Annotated in this window: 20 protein-coding genes, 1 tRNA gene and 3 pseudogenes; 13 read left to right on the top strand and 11 right to left on the bottom strand. The window is 62.0% G+C overall.

Annotated features, from left to right (window positions below; genetic code table 11):
• Positions 1-4 precede the first annotated feature (4 nt).
• Together CKW35_RS28915 and CKW35_RS20220 are read right to left on the bottom strand one after the other, a co-directional pair.
• A pseudogene (locus tag CKW35_RS28915) lies at positions 5-1,213 on the bottom strand (HAMP domain-containing protein); the annotation flags it as partial.
• Positions 1,214-1,279: 66 nt separating this feature from the next.
• The gene (locus CKW35_RS20220) at positions 1,280-2,632 is read right to left on the bottom strand and encodes an APC family permease (RefSeq protein WP_016488645.1); all 1,353 of its coding nucleotides are present in this window, start codon (positions 2,630-2,632) and stop codon (positions 1,280-1,282) included.
• A gap of 439 nt (positions 2,633-3,071) precedes the next feature.
• Here CKW35_RS20220 and CKW35_RS20225 point away from each other — a divergent pair, with 439 nt between their 5' ends.
• Positions 3,072-4,580 carry a YdgA family protein gene (locus CKW35_RS20225; RefSeq protein ID WP_060519901.1) on the top strand — a complete coding sequence of 503 codons (1,509 nt, stop codon included), beginning with the start codon at positions 3,072-3,074 and terminating at the stop codon, positions 4,578-4,580.
• 270 nt (positions 4,581-4,850) lie between these two features.
• Positions 4,851-5,909, top strand: coding sequence for a quinolinate synthase NadA (gene nadA / locus CKW35_RS20230; RefSeq protein ID WP_016488643.1), 1,059 nt, complete (start codon positions 4,851-4,853; stop codon positions 5,907-5,909).
• 114 nt (positions 5,910-6,023) lie between these two features.
• Here nadA and CKW35_RS28045 read toward each other — a convergent pair.
• Positions 6,024-6,179, bottom strand: a pseudogene (locus CKW35_RS28045) (M48 family peptidase); the annotation flags it as partial.
• Positions 6,180-6,359: 180 nt separating this feature from the next.
• Positions 6,360-7,796, bottom strand: coding sequence for a M48 family metalloprotease (locus CKW35_RS20240; protein WP_016488642.1), 1,437 nt, complete (start codon positions 7,794-7,796; stop codon positions 6,360-6,362).
• 122 nt (positions 7,797-7,918) lie between these two features.
• Between CKW35_RS20240 and CKW35_RS20245 the strand changes: the two genes are divergently transcribed.
• Together CKW35_RS20245 and CKW35_RS20250 are read left to right on the top strand one after the other, a co-directional pair.
• Positions 7,919-8,158: a sulfurtransferase TusA family protein gene (locus CKW35_RS20245; protein ID WP_016488641.1), complete on the top strand. Its 240-nt coding sequence runs from the start codon at positions 7,919-7,921 to the stop codon at positions 8,156-8,158.
• Positions 8,159-8,178: 20 nt separating this feature from the next.
• Entirely contained in the window at positions 8,179-9,249 is a 1,071-nt protein-coding gene (locus tag CKW35_RS20250) for an AI-2E family transporter (RefSeq protein WP_016488640.1), read from the top strand.
• A 34-nt stretch (positions 9,250-9,283) separates the two neighbouring features.
• Here the strand turns inward: CKW35_RS20250 and CKW35_RS20255 are convergent, their stop codons facing one another.
• Positions 9,284-9,757, bottom strand: coding sequence for a peroxiredoxin (locus tag CKW35_RS20255; RefSeq protein ID WP_016488639.1), 474 nt, complete (start codon positions 9,755-9,757; stop codon positions 9,284-9,286).
• Between the two features lie 11 nt (positions 9,758-9,768).
• Positions 9,769-10,332: a glycine cleavage system protein R gene (locus CKW35_RS20260; RefSeq protein ID WP_016488638.1), complete on the bottom strand. Its 564-nt coding sequence runs from the start codon at positions 10,330-10,332 to the stop codon at positions 9,769-9,771.
• Positions 10,333-10,591: 259 nt separating this feature from the next.
• Between CKW35_RS20260 and dapA the strand changes: the two genes are divergently transcribed.
• The 5 genes from dapA (at position 10,592) to CKW35_RS20285 (ending at position 14,297) form a co-directional block, all read left to right on the top strand.
• Complete coding sequence (dapA, locus tag CKW35_RS20265) at positions 10,592-11,479, top strand: 4-hydroxy-tetrahydrodipicolinate synthase (protein ID WP_016488637.1); 888 nt, start codon at positions 10,592-10,594, stop codon at positions 11,477-11,479.
• A 15-nt stretch (positions 11,480-11,494) separates the two neighbouring features.
• Complete coding sequence (gene bamC, locus CKW35_RS20270; protein WP_016488636.1) at positions 11,495-12,616, top strand: outer membrane protein assembly factor BamC; 1,122 nt, start codon at positions 11,495-11,497, stop codon at positions 12,614-12,616.
• Entirely contained in the window at positions 12,617-13,375 is a 759-nt protein-coding gene (locus CKW35_RS20275) for an MBL fold metallo-hydrolase (protein ID WP_016488635.1), read from the top strand.
• Between the two features lie 30 nt (positions 13,376-13,405).
• Positions 13,406-14,116: a phosphoribosylaminoimidazolesuccinocarboxamide synthase gene (gene purC, locus CKW35_RS20280; protein ID WP_011535129.1), complete on the top strand. Its 711-nt coding sequence runs from the start codon at positions 13,406-13,408 to the stop codon at positions 14,114-14,116.
• Positions 14,117-14,207: 91 nt separating this feature from the next.
• Positions 14,208-14,297, top strand: a tRNA-Ser gene (locus CKW35_RS20285).
• A 98-nt stretch (positions 14,298-14,395) separates the two neighbouring features.
• On the opposite strand, the gene CKW35_RS20290 is transcribed toward CKW35_RS20285, so the two are convergent.
• From CKW35_RS20290 to CKW35_RS20310, 5 genes and pseudogenes are all read right to left on the bottom strand, one after another.
• Positions 14,396-14,746, bottom strand: coding sequence for an addiction module antidote protein (locus tag CKW35_RS20290; protein WP_016488634.1), 351 nt, complete (start codon positions 14,744-14,746; stop codon positions 14,396-14,398).
• Positions 14,743-15,034, bottom strand: a pseudogene (locus CKW35_RS20295) (type II toxin-antitoxin system RelE/ParE family toxin). The gene CKW35_RS20290 and the pseudogene CKW35_RS20295 overlap by 4 nt, the downstream one beginning before the upstream one ends.
• Positions 15,035-15,397: 363 nt before the next feature.
• Positions 15,398-15,670 (bottom strand): DUF3077 domain-containing protein, encoded by a 273-nt coding sequence (locus CKW35_RS20300; RefSeq protein ID WP_060519570.1) that lies wholly within the window; start codon positions 15,668-15,670, stop codon positions 15,398-15,400.
• Between the two features lie 133 nt (positions 15,671-15,803).
• The gene (locus CKW35_RS20305) at positions 15,804-16,067 is read right to left on the bottom strand and encodes a hypothetical protein (protein ID WP_016488632.1); all 264 of its coding nucleotides are present in this window, start codon (positions 16,065-16,067) and stop codon (positions 15,804-15,806) included.
• A 324-nt stretch (positions 16,068-16,391) separates the two neighbouring features.
• Positions 16,392-17,009 (bottom strand): LysE family transporter, encoded by a 618-nt coding sequence (locus tag CKW35_RS20310; RefSeq protein ID WP_016488631.1) that lies wholly within the window; start codon positions 17,007-17,009, stop codon positions 16,392-16,394.
• Between the two features lie 500 nt (positions 17,010-17,509).
• On the opposite strand from CKW35_RS20310, the gene CKW35_RS20320 reads away from it, so the two are divergent.
• The 4 genes from CKW35_RS20320 to CKW35_RS20335 all read left to right on the top strand — a co-directional run bounded on the left by CKW35_RS20320 (position 17,510) and on the right by CKW35_RS20335 (position 21,895).
• A complete protein-coding gene (locus CKW35_RS20320) occupies positions 17,510-18,370 on the top strand; it encodes an SH3 domain-containing protein (protein ID WP_070086720.1) in 861 nt (286 codons plus the stop codon).
• An 8-nt stretch (positions 18,371-18,378) separates the two neighbouring features.
• On the top strand, positions 18,379-20,280 hold the full coding sequence (locus tag CKW35_RS20325; protein ID WP_095116730.1) for a hypothetical protein: 1,902 nt from the start codon (positions 18,379-18,381) through the stop codon (positions 20,278-20,280).
• 10 nt (positions 20,281-20,290) lie between these two features.
• Positions 20,291-21,499 (top strand): hypothetical protein, encoded by a 1,209-nt coding sequence (locus tag CKW35_RS20330; RefSeq protein WP_016488628.1) that lies wholly within the window; start codon positions 20,291-20,293, stop codon positions 21,497-21,499.
• Positions 21,500-21,703: 204 nt separating this feature from the next.
• Entirely contained in the window at positions 21,704-21,895 is a 192-nt protein-coding gene (locus CKW35_RS20335; protein ID WP_003254720.1) for a YhfL family protein, read from the top strand.
• The last annotated feature ends 74 nt before the right edge of the window (positions 21,896-21,969 follow it).

Here is a 21,969-nt window from a genome sequence, read left to right on the forward strand (position 1 = left end):
TGTCGAGGAAGCGGTTGAACCAGTGGGTGAGCTGGCCCAGTTCGTCCTGGCGGGCGTAGTCCAGGCGGCGCGTGAGGTCGCCTTCGCCGCTGGCAATATCTTGCAGGCGTGCGGCCACGGCCAGTATTGGCCGGGTGACGCCGCGTGCGGTCAACCACACCAGCAGCAAGCCTGCGATGGCAGCGCCAAGGCCGATCAGCAGGCTGTTGAGGTTGGCATTCTGGCTATGGGCGTCCAGGCGCTGGTTGAGGGCTACGGCGGGTGCCTGCAGCACGCTTTCCGGCAGTTCCAGCAACACCTGCCAAGGGGCTGCGCCAGGGATCGGGGCGAAGGGGTGGGCCACGCGCAGCAGGCCGTCGGCTACTGCATTGTCCATGGGCTTACCGAGCACGCTGGCGTCACGACTGTTGCCAGCCAGCAGGCCGGCTGCGCTGGCAATACTCACATGGCCCTGGCCATCGAACAGCTCGCGGCGGCCGTCCAGGCTCAGTTGCTGCAAGTTGGCCAGGCCAATGTCCAGGCCGACCACGCCGACAACCTTGCCCTGTTCCAGCAGTGGCAGGGCGATGCTGGTCATCAGCACCTGACGGCCATTGACCTCGTCGAGGTACGGTTCGAGCATGCAGGTAGTGGCGGTGTCCTGCGGGCAGGTCAGCCAACGGTTCTTCGCTGCGCCGTTGCTGCCAATGCTGGCATCGCCAAGCATGGCTTCCGGCATGGCTTCAAGTTCCAGGGCGCCGGGGCGCGGTTGTGACCAGTACAACGAGAAACGCCCGCGTTCATTGCTACCCATCGCCTCCTGGCCAAGGTGCTGGCTGTCCTGCTGGTCCAGCGCGTTGGGCTGGAACACCAGGTACAGGCCGATTACATCCGGGTTGCCGGCCAGGCTGGCACGGGCCTGGCGCGTCAGCTCGGCGCGAAGGTCACTGCCGCCTCGGGCCTTGAGTACCTGCACCAGGCGGGCAAAGCCATTGGCGTACTGATAGGCGTCCATGAAGTAGCGCTGCACCCGCAGGGCCTGGGTTTGCGCGTGGGCCTGCAGGCGCTGGCGCGCACTGTTGTCGAGCATGGCGGTGCTGGCCTGGCTGACCAAGGCAGCGCTGCGCTGCGCCTGGGTCAGCGAGGTGGCCACCAGCAAGGCGACGATGGCCAGCAGGCACAGGCCGGCGAGCAGGGTGATCTTCCACTGGATGGAGAGGCGACGCAGCGGCATGAGGGCTTTCCTTTTCGGGCAAGTACAACGCCCGCGGTCAGGCGCGGGCGTTGTCGGCAGCGTGGGTCATTCGGCGATGTAGTTGGGCGGTGCCGACCGGAAGGCTTTGGTCAGCCAGCCCAGGTAGATCAACCCGAGCGTTGCCCAGATGCCGCCAAACATCAGCGAGTGCACATTCAGGTCCAGCCACAGCGAGACGATGATGCAGAAGCCGATGGTAGGCAGCACCAGGTACTTCAGTTGGTTGGCCAGGCCTTTGCGGTTGCCTTCGCGCAGGTAGCAGTGGTTGATCACCGACAGGTTGACGAAGCTGAATGCGACCAGTGCGCCGAAGTTGATGATCGAGGTCGCGGTAACCAGGTCGAAGAAGATCGCTGACAGCGAAATCAGCCCCACCACCGCAATGTTCAGCACCGGCGTCTTGTAGCGCGAGTGCAGGCGGGCAAAGAGGCTGGCGGGGATCACGTTGTCGCGGCCCATCACGTACAGCAGGCGCGACACGCTGGTTTGCGAAGCCAGGCCAGACGCGATGGTGTTGATCACGGTGCAGGCGATGAATACCGACTGGAACAGCTTGCCGCCGACGTACAGGGCGATTTCCGGCAGGGCCGCTTCCTGGTCGTGGAAGCGCGCCATGGTCGGGAAGTAGGCCTGGATGAAGTACGACACGGTGATGAACACCACGCCACCGATCAGTGCGGTCAGGAAGATCGCCCGTGGGATCGTCTTGGCCGGGTCACGGGTTTCTTCGGACAGGCAGGTGACCGCGTCGAAGCCCAGGAACGAGAAGCACAGGATGGTGGCACCGGCAGCCAGCGCGCTGAGGTGGGTCTGGCTGTCGGCGAACGGCAGCAAGCTCCAGGTGGTGCCCAGCCCTTCACCCTGGCCCAGGCCGCGCACGCACAAGTAGATGAACACGGCGATGATCGCCACCTGAACGCCTACAAACAGCAGGTTGAAGTGCGCCACCAGGTTCACGCTGCGCATGTTGATCAGGCTGATCAAGGTGACGAAGCCGACGACCCACAGCCACTCTGGTACTTCAGGGAACATGGCCGAGAGGTACAGCTTGGCCAGCAGCGCGTTGACCATCGGCAGCAGCAGGTAATCCAGCAGCGACGACCAGCCGACCAGGAAGCCCACATGGGGGTTGATCGCACGTTGTGTGTAGGTATACGCCGAGCCCGACTGCGGAAAGCGTTTTACCAGGGTGCCGTAGCTTACGGCGGTGAACAGGATGCCCGCCAGCGCCAGGATGTAGGCGCTGGGCACATGGCCGGCGGTGATGCCGCTGACGATGCCGAAGGTGTCGAACACGGTCATTGGGGTCAGGTAGGCCAGGCCAATGATGATCACGTGCCAGAGGCGCAGGGTTTTGCGAAGTTGGCCGTTGCCGGAAGCGCTGTGATCAGGCTGCATGCTGACATGGCTCCTGGTGCTGGGCGTAAACGGCGGGCACGGTGTATTGCGCATACGGCAAGGGCGAGCGGGTGGGCTCCATGTTGTTCACCTTTTTTGTAGGAGCAGCAGAAGGCGCGGGGGACGCGCTAAGTGGTGAAAATAAAAAACGATGGGTAGGTTGGTGTCAAGTTAAACATGACAAGATGTTACTGAATTGAAATATTTATCGATTTATAAGGGGTTTTGTTCGGTTTTTGCGCGTTTTTTTGCGGTTTTGATCAATTTGAATGTTCGTAAAAATTAACGAATGTGCCTCCCGTGGATGCGTGTCAGATGGTTCTGAAAAATGGGTTTCTCGGTGAAGGCTGGCCCTCGTCTTCCATCGCAGTGTTAATCTTCGCCTCCTGCGTGGCCTTTGCTCGCCCAATGAAGCCCTTACGGACAATCGGTTCTATTCATGAAGAAATCAGTTGGCATTCTTTCCGGCCTGGCGATCGCCATTGCCGTCGCATCTACCGCTGGCGCCTGGTACACCGGCAAGCAACTGCCAGCCGAACTGGACAACGCCGTTGCCCGCAGCAACGCCGAACTCAAGAAGGCCCTGGTGACCACCGGCGGCAGCATGAGCATCGAACGGGTATCGCTGGAGCAGCATTTCTTCAGCACTACCGCCCAGTACCGGCTCAAGGCCCGCGACATAAACCTGGGTGAAGGCGAGGTGGTAAATTTCGACGTGGGCGTGACCGACCAGATTGAGCACGGCCCCTTTCCCTGGTCGCGGGTAAAGGCGTTGAAGCTGATGCCGGTGATGGCGGTCAGCAACAGCACCTTGCAGAAGGACGATGCCACCGCCGCGTGGTTCGCTGCCGCAGGCGAGCAGGCCCCGATCAGTGCACAGACCAGCCTGGGGTACGGCGGCAGTGTGGCCAGCCAGGTCCGGCTGGCGCCGGTCAAGCTTGACGAGGCGGACGGCAACAGCCTCGACTTCTCGGGTATGCAGCTGGAGGTCAGTGGCGACAAGGAGGGCAAGGCTTCGAAATTCCACGGGCAGGCCGACCGTTTCGTGATGAAACTTGTGCGCGATGATCAGCCGCCTGCCACGTTCGAACTCAAAGGCCTGAAGGTTGGCGGCAACTTGGCCGCCACCCCGCACGACACTGTCTATGTGGGTAACGTCGACCTGGCGCTGGCCGAAACCAAGGTCACCCTGGGGCCGAAACAGCAGGTGCTGCAGATCAAGGGCCTGGAGCAGAATGTCCTGCAAGCCCTCGATGGCCCGGATACCGTGGGCGGTCGCGTGGAGTACAAGGTCGGCGACATGACCTGGGATGGCCGTGCGGTGGGCAAGGCGCAGATGGTGGTGAGTGTCACCTCGGTCAACGCACCGGCATTGCAGGCGTTGTCGAAGTGGTACCAGGCGCACTTGCCGGAGTTCGAGGCAGCGTCTGCCGCTGGCCAGCCTGTACCGCAGATCCGCATGGACGACGCTGAGAAGGCCAAATTCCAGGGCGACCTGCGGCGACTGCTGGCCGCCAGGCCCAAGGTGGCGATAGAAAACCTGGCGTTCAAGACCGCCAATGGCGAGAGCCGTTTCAACCTGTCGATGGCATTCGCCGCCCCAGCCAGCTTCGATCTGCCGCCAGACCAGTTGAGCAAGCAACTGATCACCGAGGTGAAGGGCAAGCTATCGCTCTCCAAGCCGATGATGGGTGACCTGGCGACCTTGCAGGCGCTGCTGGATGGCCAGACTGATGCCCAGGCGATTGCCATGCAATCGAGCCAGGCGGGGGAGATGGTCGGCATGATGGCGCTGCAAAGTGGCCTGGCAACCGTTGAAGGCAACGATGTGGTGAGCAGCCTGCACTATGCCGATGGCATGGTCGACTTCAACGGCAGGAAAATGACCGTGGAAGCGTTTGCCATGCTCATGGCAGCGCACCTGGCAGCACTGTCGCCGCAGGGTTGACACCCGCTTTGTCAGGCAACGCTGTTTTGTAGGAGCGGCCTTGAGTCGAAAGGGCTGCTCCTACACAACGCTCATTGCAGTCGCTCGGGTGACAACACAAAAACCACTTTAGTAATCGCTGGATTGTCTGTAGCCTTCGGCCTCCGATAATAATCCGCGCCCGCAGAGGGCCGTGGCGGCCTGCGTGCCGTCCGGCACCCTTAGCCGATCTGTCAGGGCCGGGTGATACACTCGATTTGATGCGCGCGCGCGCCTGCAGGTCCAGCGATCATGACCCAGATTTCCGAACGCCTGTTGGTTCAGGCTCACCTCGACGCCAAGCAGCCCAACCCGCTGACAGCCGAGCAGGAGGCCGAATACCGTGCGGCCATCGCTGCCGAGCTCAAGGCCCAGAACGCCGTGCTGGTTGCCCACTATTACTGCGACCCTGTCATCCAGGCCTTGGCTGAAGAAACCGGTGGCTGCGTGTCCGATTCGCTGGAGATGGCCCGCTTTGGCAAAAATCACCCGGCCGAAACGGTGATCGTGGCCGGTGTGCGCTTCATGGGCGAAACCGCAAAAATCCTCACCCCGGAAAAACGCGTGCTGATGCCCACCCTGGAGGCCACCTGCTCGCTCGACCTGGGCTGCCCGGTTGAAGAGTTCTCAGCCTTCTGCGACCAGCACCCCGAGCGCACTGTGGTGGTCTATGCCAACACTTCGGCTGCCGTGAAGGCCCGTGCCGACTGGGTGGTGACTTCAAGCTGCGCGCTGGAAATCGTCGAAAGCCTGATGGATAACGGCGAAACCATCATCTGGGGCCCAGACCAGCACCTGGGTCGTTACATCCAGAAGCAGACCGGTGCCGACATGCTGCTGTGGGACGGTGCCTGCATCGTTCACGAAGAGTTCAAGTCGCGCCAGCTGGCCGACATGAAGGCGCTGTACCCGGACGCAGCGATCCTGGTGCACCCCGAGTCGCCTGAAGCGGTGATCGAGTTGGCCGATGCGGTGGGTTCCACCAGCCAACTGATCAAGGCGGCGCAAACCCTGCCAAACAAGACCTTCATCGTCGCCACCGACCGCGGCATCTTCTACAAGATGCAGCAGTTGTGCCCGGACAAGGCGTTTGTCGAAGCCCCCACCGCTGGCAACGGTGCGGCATGCCGCAGCTGTGCGCACTGCCCGTGGATGGCGATGAACACCCTGGAGCGGGTGCTGGACTGCCTGCGTAATGGCAGCAACGAGATTTTTGTCGACCCGGCCCTGGTGCCCAAGGCGATCAAGCCGCTGAATCGCATGCTGGACTTCACCCAGGCGGCGCGCCTGAAGCTGTCCGGTAACGCCTGAGGTCGCTGGGTCTTTGTGGGAGCGGGCTTGCCCCGCGAACACCGGCGAAGCCGGTGCCAGGCACCGCGTGCCCCCCTTCGCGGGGCAAGCCCGCTCCCACAATATTCAACCCCCTCAGCGCCCCATCATCTCCCGAACCATACGCTGTTGTTCCAGGATCTCGCGCTGGCGCTGGTCAATTTGCGAGGCCAGCGGGAAGTTGCCGCCCACCCGGCGCTTGGCGTAGTCCAGCTGCTGGATCGCCTGGTCAAAGTCCCCCACCAGGGTGAAAAGCCGCTGAATCGCATGCTGGACTTCACCCAGGCGGCGCGCCTGAAGCTGTCCGGTAACGCCTGAGATCGCTGGGTGTTTGTGGGAGCGGGCTTGCCCCGCGAACACCGGCGAAGCCGGTGCCAGGCACCGCGTGCCCCCCTTCGCGGGGCAAGCCCGCTCCCACAATATTCAATCCCCTCAGCGCCCCATCATCTCCCGAACCATACGCTGTTGTTCCAGGATCTCGCGCTGGCGCTGGTCAATTTGCGACGCCAGCGGGAAGTTGCCGCCCGCCCGGCGCTTGGCGTAGTCCAGCTGCTGGATCGCCTGGTCAAAGTCCCCCACCAGGGTGAAGTATTCGGCACGCGCCCGGTGCAAGCCGATGGTATTGCCCGACAAACCCCGCACTTCGGCCATGTCGTACCACACGTCCGGGTCATCCGGCCGGCTCTTGATCAACTCGTTCAACACCTTCTCCGCTTCGGCAGGCTTGTTCTGCTTCACCAGCAGGTCGGCACGCACTTGTTTGAGCGGGTAGTTGCCCGGGTACAGCCCCTGCATCCGTTCGGCCCGCTGCTGCGCGTCGGCCAGGCGGTTGTTGGTGATGTCCAGGTCGATCTGCGCCAGGTTGTAGGTGATGTCGTTGGGCGCCTTGGCCAGTAGCGGCTTGAGCAGTTCACGTGCTTCGTTCAGCTGGCCACCCTTGATTTGCGCCAGGGCCAGGCCGTAACGCGCGGCGTCCATCTTGGGGTCTTCGTCCAGCTGGGCGCGGAAGCGCTTGGCGGCAAGCCCCGGGGTGCCTTCATAGGTCAGTGCCACCCGTGCGCGGATCAGCTGGTAGCGCATGCTGTCTTCCACGCCACCTTTGGGCGCCTGTTCGGCGCGGTTGCGGGTATCGGCGATACGTGATTCGGTCACCGGGTGAGTCAGCAGAAATTCCGGTGGCTTGGCGCCGTAGCGGTATTGCTGCGCCAGGCGTTCGAACATGGTGGGCATGTTGCGAGGGTCGTAACCGGCCTTTTCCAGGTTCTGGATGCCGATGCGGTCGGCTTCCTGTTCGTTCTGCCGCGAGAAGCGCCGTTGTTCCTGGATCGCCGCGGCCTGGGTGCCGGCAATCATGCCGATACCCGCATCGCCGGCGCCACCGGCGGCCAACACGATACCCGCGAGCAAAGCCGCCATCATCGGCAGTTGCATGCGTTGCTGGGCTTCGACGCCGCGGGCGAAGTGGCGTTGCGACAAGTGCGCCAGTTCGTGCGCCAGCACCGAGGCGTACTCGCCTTCGGTGCGGGCGTTGAGAAACAGGCCGCCGTTGACCCCGACGATGCCGCCGGGGGCAGCGAAGGCGTTGAGCTCACGGCTGTCGATCAGGATGAATTCCAGGCGCCGGTCCTGCAACTGGCTGGTTTCGGCCAGGCGGTACACGGTAGTTTCGACATAGTCCTTGAGCTGCGGGTCGTTCAACTGGTTGACCTGGCCGCGCAGCAGGCTCAGCCAGGCACGGCCCAGCTGGTGCTCCTGTTGCGGCGAGACGATCGCGGAACTGGCGTCACCCAGTGATGGCAGGTCGTCAGCATGGCCGGGAAGGGCCATCAGGCAGGCCAGCGTCAGCAGGGTAGGGCGCAGTAGATTCATGCACGAAGCTCGCGTCGATCAAAGATACCTACTGTAGCGGGCTCACACGTTGGCGACCAGTGGCGCTATCCTAGCCGACCCTGTCAAGCAGCAACCTGGCAATGCCTTTGGAGAGCCCCGCGATGAGTGACACCCTGACCTGCGACGCCGAACTGGACGCCAGCGGGCTGAATTGCCCTTTGCCGCTGCTCAAGGCCAAGATGGAACTCAATCGCCTGGCCAGCGGCGCGGTGCTCAAAGTGATCGCCACTGACGCCGGTTCCCAGCGCGACTTCCGCACTTTCGCCAAGCTGGCCGGTCATACCCTGCTGCAGGAAACGGCTGACGCCGGCACCTATACCTACTGGCTGCGCAAGGCCTGAGTCTTTTCCAAGGATCGTCAATGTTCAAAGTGCTTCGCGACTGGATGCAGCGCTACTTCTCCGATGAAGAAGCGGTGGTGCTGGCGGTCCTGCTGTTCCTGGCTTTTACCGCCGTGCTCACCCTGGGCGGCATGCTCGCGCCGGTGCTGGCGGGCATGGTGCTGGCGTTCCTGATGCAGGGGCTGGTCAACGCCCTGGAGCGGCTGCGGGTACCGACCCGGCTGGCGGTGATGCTGGTCTTCGCCTTGTTCATGGGCGCGCTGGCGGTGTTCATGCTGGTGTTGGTGCCGCTGTTGTGGCACCAGCTGATTACCCTGTTCAACGAGCTGCCGGGCATGCTCGGCAAGTGGCAGTCGTTGCTGTTGCTGCTGCCCGAGCGTTACCCGCACCTGGTGTCGGACGAGCAGGTATTGCACGCGATCGAATCGGTGCGCGGGGAAATCGGCAAGTTTGGCCAGTGGGCGCTGACCTTCTCGCTGTCCAGCCTGCCGTTGCTGGTCAACGCCATGATTTACCTGGTGCTGGTGCCGATCCTGGTGTTCTTCTTCCTCAAGGACCGCGAACTGATCGGCCGTTGGGTCAGTGGCTACCTGCCCAGGCAGCGCGCCTTGCTGAACCGGGTAGGCAGTGAGATGAACCGGCAGATTGCCAACTACATTCGCGGCAAGGGCATCGAAATCCTGATCTGCGGCATTGCCACCTACATCGCGTTTATCAGCCTGGGGCTCAACTACGCCGCGCTGTTGGCGCTACTGGTGGGCCTGTCGGTGGTGGTGCCCTATGTGGGGGCAGTGGTGGTGACGGTACCGGTGACGCTGATTGCGCTGTTCCAGTGGGGCTGGGGCGACCAGTTCATATACCTGATGACGGTGTATGCGATCATCCAGGCGCTGGACGGCAACGTGCTGGTGCCGCTGCTGTTCTCGGAGGCCGTTAGCCTGCACCCGGTGGCGATCATTTGCGCGGTGTTGCTGTTTGGCGGGCTGTGGGGGTTCTGGGGGATCTTCTTCGCCATCCCGCTGGCGACGCTGATCAAGGCCGTGCTGGATGCCTGGCCGCGGCAGGAGCCTAGCGTGTCACCGATGCTTTGATGCAACTGGGGCTGCAAAGCAGCCCCCATCAATTTCAAGCCTTGTTCAAGGCCTGGGCAGCCGCCAGCACGGCATCCACATGCCCGGGCACCTTCACCCCACGCCATTCCTGCCGCAGCACACCGTCCTTGTCGATCAGGAAGGTGCTGCGATCAACGCCCATGTATTCCTTGCCATACAGCTTTTTCAGCTTGATCACGTCGAACAGCTGGCACAGGGCCTCGTCTTTGTCGCTGATCAGCTCGAACGGGAAGCCTTGCTTGGCCTTGAAGTTCTCGTGCGACTTGAGGCCATCGCGCGATACCCCGAACACCACGGTGTTGGCTGCGGCAAAGGCATCATGCTGGTCGCGGAACCCCTGGCCTTGGGTGGTGCAGCCCGGCGTGCTGTCCTTCGGGTAGAAGTACAGCACCACTTGCCGGCCCTTGAGCTCGGCCAGGCTGACGGTTTGCCCGCTGGTGGCCTGGGCCTGGAAGTCGGCAACGGGTTGGTCGAGTGCTACGGCCATGGTCGGTTTCCTTACATTGGGTTCTGTGGGCGCCATGGCTCGATCAGCGCATCGAGGTTCAGGGCGTCGGCAAAGTCCAGGAACTGGTCACGCAGCCAGCTGATCTGGGTGCCGGCCGGCAGGATCACGGTGAACTGGGCGTTGAGCATGCTGCTGCCGGTCTGCGGTGCCAGGTAGGTGTCGCAGGTCATGGCTTCCAGCTCGACACGGTGATCGAGGAAGAACTGGCACAGCTCGTTGATGATGTCCGGGCGGTAAGCGGCGCTCACATAAGCCACGTAGGGCAGGGCCTGCGGGCGCACCTCCTGGTCGGCGCTGCGCACCACGTCCAGGGTCAGGCCGTGCTTCTTGCCCAGGCCCGGCAGGGTGGATTCGAGGCGCGCCAGGGCGTCCCAGCTGCCGCCCACCTGCAGCACCAGGGCGCTGGTCTCGCCGTGGCGGCTCAGGCGCGAGGTGACCACCGCGCAGCGGTTTTCGAAGGCAGCGCGGCTGAGGACGTTGGCCAGTTCCATGGGATTCGGGCCCAAGGCACTGATGACAAGGAATTGTTCGCGAACAGTGGTGGGGGTGGACATGCAGCATTCCTAAAGCGATGAGCGGTCGGTGCAGGACGGTCTGAAGCCTCCTGTCGGCAGGGCCCGGGGCTCGCATGCGAGGTCTTGGACGCTGGCGGGGAGCAAGGTCGACGGCCCGGCGGGCCGCGCTGCACCGATCAAAGGGTCAAGGGTAGCGAAATAAGGCGCCGAGGGGAATGCTCCGCCCGCCTGCTTCGCTTGTGCAAGGTCGATGCCCCCAGTACCATTACCGCTCTCTTTTTCCGGCAGGAGCAGTTACATGATTGCGGGCAGTATGGTGGCATTGGTCACACCCATGGATGCACAAGGGCGTGTTGACTGGGGCAGCCTCGACAAACTTGTAGACTTCCACCTGGAAAACGGCACCCATGCGATCGTCGCTGTCGGCACCACCGGTGAGTCGGCCACGCTGGATGTCGAAGAACACATTCTGGTCATCAAGCACGTGGTCGAGCGCGTCAAGCGCAGCGCCAAGCCGATTCCGGTCATCGCCGGCACCGGTGCCAACTCCACCACCGAAGCGGTGCACCTGACGCAAAACGCCAAGAACGCCGGCGCCGATGCCTGCCTGCTGGTTGTGCCGTACTACAACAAGCCGACCCAGGAAGGCCTGTACCAGCACTTCAAGCACATCGCCGAAGCCGTCGACATCCCGCAAATCCTCTACAACGTACCCGGCCGCACCTCCTGCGACATGCAGGCCGAGACCGTGATCCGCCTGTCGACCGTGCCGAACATCATCGGCATCAAGGAAGCCACCGGCGACCTGGTGCGCGCCAAGGCCATCCTCGATGGCGTCAGCAAGGACTTCATCGTCCTGTCCGGCGACGACCCAACTGCCGTCGAGCTGATCCTGATGGGTGGCAAGGGCAACATCTCTGTTACGGCCAACGTCGCCCCGCGCGAAATGGCCGACCTGTGCGAGGCCGCCCTTGAGGGCAATGCCGAGAAGGCCCGCGCAATCAACGAAAAACTCATGCCGCTGCACAAAGACCTGTTCTGCGAAGCCAACCCGATCCCGGTGAAGTGGGCGCTCGTCGAAATGGGCCTGATGCAAAAAGGCATTCGCCTGCCACTGACCTGGCTGAGCGAAGGCTGCCACGAAAAAGTCCGTACTGCCTTGCGCCAGTCCGGCGTACTGGTTTAAGAGGAAGTGCACCGCATGAAGCGACTGGCTGGTCTTTCCGCCCTTGCCCTGATTATCTCCAGCACCAGTGGGTGTGGCTGGCTGTGGGGCGAGGATGGCTATTTCCGCGACCGCGGCAGCGATTACCTGCAGGCGCACCCGACCGCGCCGATGCAGCTGCCGCAGGACGTCAGCAACGTCAAGCGCCTTGACCCGTTGCTGCCCATTCCACGTAACGTCGCCGATGACAACGTCGCTGGCGAGTTCGAGGTGCCGCGCCCGCAACCGCTGACCGGTGGCGCCGCCCAGGTTACCGATTACAGCCTGCAACGCAGCGGCAGCAGCCGTTGGGTGCTGGCCCAGCATTCGCCTGCCGAGGTGTGGCCAGTGGCCCGCCAGTTCTTCGAGGACAACGGCTTCCGTATTGCCGAAGAGCGCCCGCAGACCGGTGAATTCAACACCACCTGGCAGCGTTTCGACGAGCTGTCGGCATCGCTTGGCCAGCGCCTGGCCAGCACTGCCAGCAGCGGTGACAGCGAAGTGCGTGTACGTGTGCGCATGGAGCCCGGCGTGCAGCGCAACACCTCCGAGGTATACGTGGTGAGCGTCGAGCGCCCGGCCGGCAGCACTGCCGAGCCTGCATTCCCGTCCACGTCTGCCAACACCGGCGCCGATGCCCTGCTGGTCGACGAAATGCTTGCCAGCATGAACCGCAGCGCCGAGAAGGGCGGTTCGGTGTCGCTGCTGGCCGCGCGCGATTTCGACGCGCCAAGCCGCGTCAGCCTCAGCGAAGACGGCAGCGGCAACCCGGTGCTGTACCTGGGCTCCGACCTGGACCGCGCCTGGTCTGGCGTGGGCCGTGCCCTGGAGCAGGGTGGCGAGTGGCGTGTCGAAGACATCAACCGCAGCCTGGGCCTGTACTACATCAACCTGTCGGAAAAGCCTGACGACAAGCAGAACCAGCCTGGCTTCTTCAGCCGCATGTTCGGCAGCGAGCCGACCAAGGAAGAGCGTGAAGCCCGCGCCGAGCGCTACCAGGTTCGCCTGAGCAAGGTGGGTGAGAGCGTGCAGGTCACGGTCGAGAAAAACATCAACACCGTGGCTCCGGCCGATGTCGCCCGCCGCGTGCTGAGCGCCATTCAGGACCACCTGGGTTAAGTGCGCTTCGCGGTACTCGGAAGCGGTAGCCAAGGGAACGGCACGCTGATCGCCAGTGGTGACACGTTCATCCTGGTCGATTGCGGCTTTTCCCTGCGTGAAACCGAGCGGCGCCTGGCGCTGCTCGGCGTCTCGGCGGCCCAGCTCAGCGCAGTATTGGTCACCCACGAACATGCCGACCACGTGCATGGGGTCGGCTTGCTGTCACGGCGCTACAATGTACCGGTCTACCTCAGCCAAGGGACCTTGCGCGGCATGCGCAAGCCGGTGGAGGTGGCCGGTTTTCTCGCTTGTGGCCAAAGCCTGCGTATCGGCAGCCTGGAAGTGACCGCGGCGCGGGTAGAGCACGACGCCTACGAGCCGTTGCAGTACGTGATCAGCGACGGCCAGCGGCGCTTCGGCATGCTGACCGACCTGGGCTCGTACGACGCGCTGTTGCTGGAACGTTACCAAGGCCTGGATGCACTGCTGATCGAGGCCAACCATTGCCGCGACCTGCTGGCACGCGGCCACTACCCGGTCTTCCTGAAGCAGCGGGTAGGTGGCATGCAAGGGCATTTGAACAATCACCAGGCCGCGCGCCTGGTGCACGAGTTGGGCTGGAGCAACCTGCAACACCTGGTGCTGGCCCACCTCAGCAGCAAGAACAACCTGCCACACTTGGCCCGCCAGTGCTTTGTCGACACCTTAGGGTGCGACCCGGACTGGCTCCAGGTGGCGAATCAGGAACACGGGCTCGACTGGCGCGAAATCGCCTAGCCCAACACCTCAAGCAAGCGGAGCCCAATCATGGAAAAACGCGACGAACTCTACCGCGGCAAGGCCAAATCGGTTTACAAGACCGACGACGCCGACCGCTTGATCCTGCTGTTCCGTAACGACACTTCGGCGTTCGACGGCAAGCGCATCGAACAACTCGACCGCAAAGGCATGGTGAACAACAAGTTCAACGCCTTCATCATGCAGAAACTGGAAGAAGCCGGCGTGCCAACCCAGTTTGACAAGCTGCTGGGTGACAACGAGTGCCTGGTGAAGAAGCTGGACATGATCCCGGTCGAATGCGTAGTGCGCAACTACGCCGCCGGTAGCCTGGTCAAGCGCCTGGGCGTGGAGGAGGGCATCAAGCTCGAGCCGTCCACCTTCGAACTGTTCCTGAAAAACGACGAGAAGGGCGACCCCTTCATCAACGAATCCCACGTTGTCGCGTTCGGCTGGGGCACCGCCGAGCAGCTGGTCGAAATGAAAAAGCTGTCGCTGAAGGTTAACGAAGTGCTGAGCAAGCTGTTCGATGACGCCGGCCTGCTGCTGGTCGACTTCAAGCTGGAGTTCGGCGTATTCCACGGCCAGATCGTGCTGGGCGACGAGTTCAGCCCGGACGGCTGCCGCCTGTGGGACAAAGAAACCCGCAAGAAGATGGACAAGGACCGCTTCCGTCAGGGCCTGGGCGACGTAATCGAAGCCTATGAAGAAGTTGCCAAGCGCCTGGGCGTGCCGCTGTAAGCGGCCCGTTCACGCAAGCGCCTGATACCACGCGATTTTTTTTAAAAAAAGGTTTGCGTTTTAAAAGAACGCTGGTATGATGCGCGGCATTGGAGAGATGCCGGAGTGGTCGAACGGGACGGATTCGAAATCCGTTGTACTGGCAACAGTACCTAGGGTTCAAATCCCTATCTCTCCGCCATACAAGATCAAGCCCCTGAAGGCGAAAGCTTCAGGGGCTTTTTCGTTGTGCGTCGCTAAAGTGGTTGAAGTCAGCAGCCCCAATTGCGCGGGGCGAGCCTATGAGGAAGCGGGGAGTTTCTTGAGCGGTCTGACCGTGAGCTCTACACCCAAGGCAAGCATGAGCTTCTGAATAGTAGTGAAACGGGTTTTATCGCCGCCCTTCAACGTTTTGTAAAGCGACTCACGATTCACGCCTGCGTCTTGCGCAAACTGATTCACGCCCTTGGCTTTTGCCACTTCCCCCAAGGCATGCATCAGGGTTTGCGCATCGTTAGCCTTCATTGCCTCTGCCAGGAAAGCCGCGATGGTTTCGGGACTGTTCAGAAACCGGGAGGCCTCGAAGCGTTTGGTACTGCTCAAATCGAGTTCAAGGATGGGCATGTCTTCGGCGGTGAATGTGTCGCTCATCGTTGTTTACCTCGTATAACATCAAGGATTTGCTTGGCGCGCTTAATGGCTCTGAGCTGGTCCGCTTTATCGCTACCGTAGAGCATCAGGTAGCGGGTCGAGCCCGTTATAACCGGGGCCGACAAACACTCGCATCTCACTGACGCCATCGCCAACAGACTCGATATCGCCAAAGCTGCCATTTTCCGCTCGTGCGAGTCTTGCGGTGACTGCACCTTTGCCGATCGGATCTTTCACGCCATCCAGCCAATCGTCAAATTCCGACGTAGTGTCGATCTGATTCGGCATGCATTAAATGTAGCCTAGTGGCTACTCCTTGTATATGAGAGATCGACGGAGTGGCGTTGCAGTCCTGTGTGGACGTGGTAACCGCCACGAAAAGGGGCGCATAGAAGTGATGGCCGCCTGTCATCGTCAGTCGTTGAATGGCCATGACGTGATGAGGCTGACGTGATGAGGCTAAGGCGCAAGTTGAGCACTGGCAACGGTTGGAGCGGGATTGGTCTGGGTTTGGGAAATGGACTACATCGCCGTGGAAGATGTCGCAGCCCTGCCGTCGACCGATGGCGCTTTTGGGGTCCGTTTGCGCTGAGACGCGATAAATGAAACCCCTGGGTGCATCGCGTCTCCAGGGGCTTTTCCGTTCCGGCCTTACTTTTTCATCATCCCCAATTCAGCATCATCCAGCAGCGCCTTGGCCATGGCACTCAGGTAGTGCGAGGCCCAGATCAGTTTCTGGTCGCCGTCCATCAGGCCGGTGATGATCAGGTCGCGCACGTAACCCATCAGTTCGGATGCTTGTTCGCGGGCGTCCTGGCAGGGGATGCCGGGTTCGATGCGGAACAGCGGGTGGGTGTTGTTTTCGCCTTGGTAGAAGCAGGTCTTGCCGACTGTGGTGGGTTCTTGTGTGTTGTCGGTGGGCATTGATTTGTTTCCCGGTTCTGGTTGCCTGGGCTGGCCTCTTCGCGGGTGAACCCGCTCCCACAGGTGGTGTGCAGTGCCTGAGGGCGGAGATAACCCTGTGGGAGCGGCTTTAGCCGCGAAGAGGCCAGGCCTGCTAGTGCAGCGTGTACGGCTCACTGGGTAAGTGCGGCCGCATCTGCAATTGCATCAATGCCGACTCGACCAGGCTCTGGACTGCCTCCATTTCATGGATCACGGCCTGCATCACAATCGAGCTGTGGGCGGTAGGCTTGAGTTGCACGGACTGGCGGGCGACGGACAGGGCGCAGAGTACGTACTCTGAGGACTGGACCAGGGTGTCTTGCAGGACCTGGGTGGAATCGAGGGAGTAGGGTGGATCAGGGACCATCTTGCGCATACACATCTCCAGGATCATGGGAGCTGCCGCAAGCTTGCTGTCAAACAAGAGGGTGGCAGCTGTACATGGGTTGACAGACCGAGGATCCCGGAGTAACTCGGCGCACACGACGGTGCCCCACGTACAGCCGCCATAAACAGTGCACGTGTGCGGGAAATCGTCGGCCTGTCAAAGCCGGCCGTTGATTTTGCAACGACAAGCCGAGACTAGAGCGTGACCGAGTCCGTCGCAACAGTTAGAGCGGGTTGCCAGTATGTTTGGGAAACGCCCTACAAGGAAGGGAATAATTCTGAGTTCAAGTTGTAGAACATGGTCTGGCCACGCTCAGCGCATCGCCGCCAACTTGATACCAAACCCTACCAGACAAGCCCCCGCCAGCCGTTCGAACAGGTTGCTGATGCGCGGGTTTGCACGCATGCGTTCAGCCAACTGGTGCGTCAGCACCACGGCAATCAGCCCATACGCGAAGGTCACCACCGCCACCGTCGCAGCCATGAAACCGAACGTCACCAGCCCTTGGTGCTTCACCGGGTCGACGAACAGCGGGAAAAACGCCATGTAGAACATGATCGCCTTGGGGTTGAGCAGGGTGATCATCATGGTCTGGCGCAAGTACTGGCCGTTGTCCATGCGGCAGCTGTGTGCGGAGCCACCGGGTTTGCTCAGTAGCATGCGCAGGCCCAGGTACGCCAGGTACGCAGCACCGGCCCATTGCACCATATGGAAGGCCGTGGGGTAGGTGGCCAGCAAGGTGGCGACGCCGGCTACCGCCAGCCACAGCAGCACTTGGTCACCCACGATCACCCCAAGTGTCGCGGCCAGGCCAGCCTTGATACCGCCCTTGCCGGTGGCGGTGATCAGGGCGAAATTGCCCGGGCCGGGGATGGCCAGAAGGATGATGAAGGCGATGACGAATGCGCCGTAGTCGGTGACGCCGAGCATGGTGAGTTCCTGTTGGGCAATACGAAGGCAGTGCCCTGAACTATCGTCGGCAAAGGCTCGCTTTACAACCCAGTCGAGCGCTTTGCTGGCCTCTTCGCGGGGGAACCCGCTCCCACAGGGACTGTGCAGTGCCTGAGGGCGGCGAGGCCGGAGTGCAAACGCTGCCGGCTTGTGCTCGTAGATCACACCGGCTTCTCGCAACATTTTGTCTTGAACTGTCAATGGCACCTTGCGCTACAATGCGCCCCCTACAAGCCCCTCACGCCCAGGCCAAACGCCGTAATGATTACGTGCGCTGGGCGGTGACCTCTTCCTGACATGGATTCGTTGGATGCTTCGCGCCGTACTGGTATGCCTCTGCGCCCTTCGCTCGACGGTTGAATTGCCGTTCGTGGCCAGTGCTGCTCTCTCACCCCAAAAACTGCACAACTCTGAATGCTGCCGCCAACTGTTGGCTGCGGTACGCGGCTGTGCGCCCCATCGAAAATGGAGTGCTCCACTTGCGTAAGAAATTCGTCGCGTCCCTTCTGGCGGTCGCCATCGCCTCTACCACGGCCTGTGCACAGCTCGGGATCAGCAAAGAGCAAGCGGGCACCGTGATCGGCGGCCTGGCCGGTGTGGCCATCGGCTCGACCATGGGCAGCGGCAACGGCAAGATCGCCGCAGCCCTGATTGCCGGCGGCATCGGTGCCTACGTGGGTAACCGCATCGGCCACATGCTGGACGAGAAGGACCAGCAGGCCCTGGCGCTGCGCACCCAGGAAGTACTGAGCCAGCAGCAGACCACTGCCAGTACCCAGCCAGTGACCTGGAAGTCTGACCACTCGGGCGCCACCGCCCAGATCGTGCCGGGCAAGGAATACACCCAGACCAAAAAGGTTGAGGTCAAGCGTGCGCCGAAGATTCAGGCGGTGCCGTCGATGAAGCTGATCAACGAGCCATACGTGACCATCAGCGACAACCTTAACGTGCGCGCCGCTCCGAACCAGACGGGTGAAAAAGTCGGCAGCCTGAAGAACCATACCGAGTTCACCGCCGTCGGCGCCACTGGCGACTGGATCCTGGTCGGGCGCAAGGGCGTGACCGTGGGTTACGTGCACAAGAACTACGTCGAGCCCAAGGCGCAGGCCTTGGCCAAGCGCGTGACGCCAGCGGTGAACCTGGACGAGCTGGACGTTGCCGCCAACAAGGAAACCCAAGGCTTCGACCTGGATTCGGTGCAGTCGCTGCCGACCGAAACGGTCGCCGCCGAAGCTGCCTGCCGCCCGGTCACTGTCAGCCTGAAGTCGCAAAGCGGCAAGACCGAGCAAGAGCAGAACACCTTCTGCAAACAAGCCAACGGCACCTGGGAACTGATCTGAGGAACTCCATGAAAAAGCACGCGCTCGCGCTGGCTGTGGTCGGCGCTTGTGGTCTGGTACCGCAGGCGTTCGCCCACGAGCTGGCCTTCTCGAAGAAAGAAAACATCAAGGTCGAAGTGCCAGGGGATGCCACCACGTGGTGCAAACCCGAGGTTGAACTGACCATCACCCGCCCGGCGTGGGACAACCAGGAACTGCTATCGGGGCTGCTGACCAAGCTGCCGTTCGTGTTTGCCAAGGACTGCTCGACTGCCAAGGTAAGCTGGAAGGCGGTTGATGCCAAGGGTAACCTCTACGCCAGCGGCTCGGGCAATGCCGGCAACCTGGGCCTGGTGACCTTGGCTGCCGCGCCTGCTGCACCTGCCGCCGCCGCCCCGGCGCCCGCCCAGGCAGCACCTGTTGCAACTGCCCCGGCACCTGCTGCCCCGGCACCTGCTGCTTCGGCACAAGCCCCGGCCGCCGCGGCCGCTGCGCCAGCCCCAACCGCTGAGCCGGCCCCCGCGGTCGTTGAAGCAGCGCCGGCGAAAGCAGAAGTTGCCCCAGCCCCTGAAGTTGCCGCAGCACCTGCGCCAGCACCGGCTGCCGAAGCCCCGGCAGCAGCCCCCGTCGTTCCGCCCGTGCCTGCACCTGCCGCTGCAGTAGCCGCTGCCCCCACGTCGGACTTCGGTCGCGCCGTGGTGCTGGAGAACCGCAACCTGATGCAGGTAACGGACGGCGCGGGCTGCAAATGGGTGCTCAGCCGCGAGATCATCGGCAATGGTGACACCCTGTCGTTCGGCACCACCCCGGCCATGCCCTGCCCGGCGTCCGGCTTTGGTGAAGGCAGCTTCGAAAAAATCACCTGGAAGGCCGTGGGTACCTACCGTGGCGATAACTGGAACCGCGTTTACGCCCACCCGAGCGGCTTGATCTTCAACAAGAACCTCGAGCCTGCGGTAAAGGACAAAGCCGTTTCCTACCTCACGGCGCAAGCCGACCAGGCCGCATTCCTGGTTGGCGAAATCCCCAGCCGGCAGATGAAGGTGTACCTGACGTTCACCCGTTCCAGCTACGGCGTGCTGCGCCCGTTTAGCAGCGACCCTTACTACGTGGCGGTCACCCCTGACGAGTCGTTCGCCCTGGACGCGGCCAAGTACAAGGAAGCCGCGCTGGAAATCTTCGACCTGATCAAGGCCACCTCGCCGACCACCACCGATGTGGCCAACCTGTTCATCGTCAAGGACCTGTCGGCGATTTCGAACAACATCTGGGGTAACGATGCCCAGAAGATCACCCGCAACCGCATCGGCATCAACCGCCAAGGCCTGTTCTTCGATGTGCGCGATGGTGCGAACTGGGCGGTTCAGCGAGAGCAGCAGCGTGTGCGCGAAGAGCGTCAGCGCCAGCAGGAACTGGCCCGCGTGCACACCCGGGTGCTGGAGCGTTACCAGCAGTTGCAAGACGGCATGAGCGACTTCAAGGGGCGCGAAACCGAGGCCCTCGCGCAGATGGCTGGCATCAAGGTGCGCTTCGCTTCGCCGCTGGCGCAGCAAGACCCTGCGACGTCGGCCCGGGTGGCGCCGATGATGGTGCACGTGACCGGCAAGAAGGGCGACTTCTACACCATCGACTTCCCGAGCACCGGCCGTCTGGTCGCCGACGAGGAATACAGCGAAGGCTGGTACGTGACCCAGGTGGCGAACGCCACGCCGTACTACCCGCTGGACGATGGCCGCGCCGTGCCAACCTACCGCGCCTACAGCGTGGGTGAGCCTGAGGCCTGCAAGCAGGACCACTGTGCCGACCGTGTGTCGTTCGGCGCCGTGCTGGCCAAGGAATTCCCCAACGCCGGTATCGATTTCAGCTGGACCCCCGAGGTCTCCCAAAAGTACGTGAACGACTGGAACAACGCTTCCGCGATGGTCCAGTGAGGCAAACACCATGATCAAACAGATGAACAAGAAGCAGCTGCTGATTGGCGGTGTTGCCGCGGCGGTGCTGGTGCTCGGCGGTGGCTATGCAATGGTTGCCAGCTCGGGCAAGAAGGCTGCGCTGGCCTATTACGAGGACTTCAAGGAGCGCTACTTCCTTGAGGATGTGCTGGCCGAGGGCGATATTTCCTACTCGGCGTTCTCTGGCAACCTGACTGTTGCCGACCCCGAGATCCGCAAGGCAGCCGCGCAGACCAATGGCGCGCAGCAGTTCATGCGCGGGCTGACCAGCCTGGTGGAGTCCGCTCGCGGTGGTTCGCCGGAAGAAGGCCTGGCGGGTTGGGCCAAGTACCAGCTCAACGTCAGCCGTAATGTTGCCGGCATTTACCTGAAGGCTGACGCGCTGAAGCTGTCCCACGACGGTGATAGCAAAGACGGTAGCATTCACATCCAGCTGGTGGGCATGCAGATGGGCAACCCCTTCGTTGCCAGCAAGGGCGCTGAGGTGGTGCTGGTGGCTGATGTCAGCGACGAGATCCAGCCCCGCGCAGAGCTGGCCGCCAATGGCCGCGCCACTGAGTCGAATTTCGACTGGGGTGCCAACATGGCGGTGCGCCAGCCCTTGACTGGCGCGTTCCTGGTCAGCAGCACGGGCGATTTTGGCACCACGGTTGACCTGGACTTCACCATCAAGCGTTCCAGTGACGGTGAAGGCTCGATGGAGTTTGTCGTGACCCACCGTAACGACGGCTCCAAGGTGGGTGAGATCGTGCGCAAGGCCGACTTCGAGTCGCTGCCGGAGCTGGACGATGTCGAAACCCAGCTCAAGAGCGCGCTTAGCGCCATGCTGATTGGTGCATACAGCCCGTACACCGGTCAGGCGGTATTGGCCGAAGCGGTGAGCGGTTTTGCCCGCAAAGCCAAGGTTGAGAACTACTCGGTGAGCTACAGCGGCTTCAAACCGCTGAAAGAGGCTTACAATGCCTTCCAGCAGCATGTACCGAAGGCGAAGTTCGCTGCCTTCTGTGAAGAGGTTGGCCTGTCGTCGTGGAGCAGCGATTTCGGCGCCAAGGGCAAGAACCACAGCGACTCGGAATGTGCCATCGGGCAGAAACTGGTCGAGGAAGGCAAGTTCGAAGAGCAGTACACTTTCAAGCAAGGCAAGAGCCTGTTTGCAGCGTTGTTCGTAAGCAAGGCGTATCAGCTGGAAACCAATTGACTGGGTGATCGCTGATTGAGGAAGCCCTCGGGAACCATGAGTTGCCGGGGGCTTTTTATTGTAACTAACTATTGGGCAGCCACCTGTCAGTTGCACGCTTGCAACGAAGTTGTGCCACGCACGGCTTGGATCCAAAGCTGGGAGTCTGTATGATCCCGCAGCCATCAGACGATGGTCGAAGATGATTCATTTAAAGGACTTAGTATGAAAAAGCTGTTCAAGGCCACCGTAGCCGTTGCCGTTGTTTCGGGTGTTGCCCTGCTGTCGGGTTGCACTGGCCAAGTTTACAACCAACCGAAAAACTGCACTTACGACTACCTGTTCCACCCTTCGGTTTCCATCTCCAAGATCATCGGTGGCTGCGGCCCGATCGATAAACTGCCTCAGCAGCAGTAATCTTGGCGGTACCCTGATCGCGACGCTTGCGGCGTGATCCAAAGCCCCCGGTCATGTAAATGTCCCGGGGGCTT

The organism is Pseudomonas sp. Irchel 3F3, assembly GCF_900187545.1.
Lineage (GTDB): Bacteria > Pseudomonadota > Gammaproteobacteria > Pseudomonadales > Pseudomonadaceae > Aquipseudomonas > Aquipseudomonas fortuita.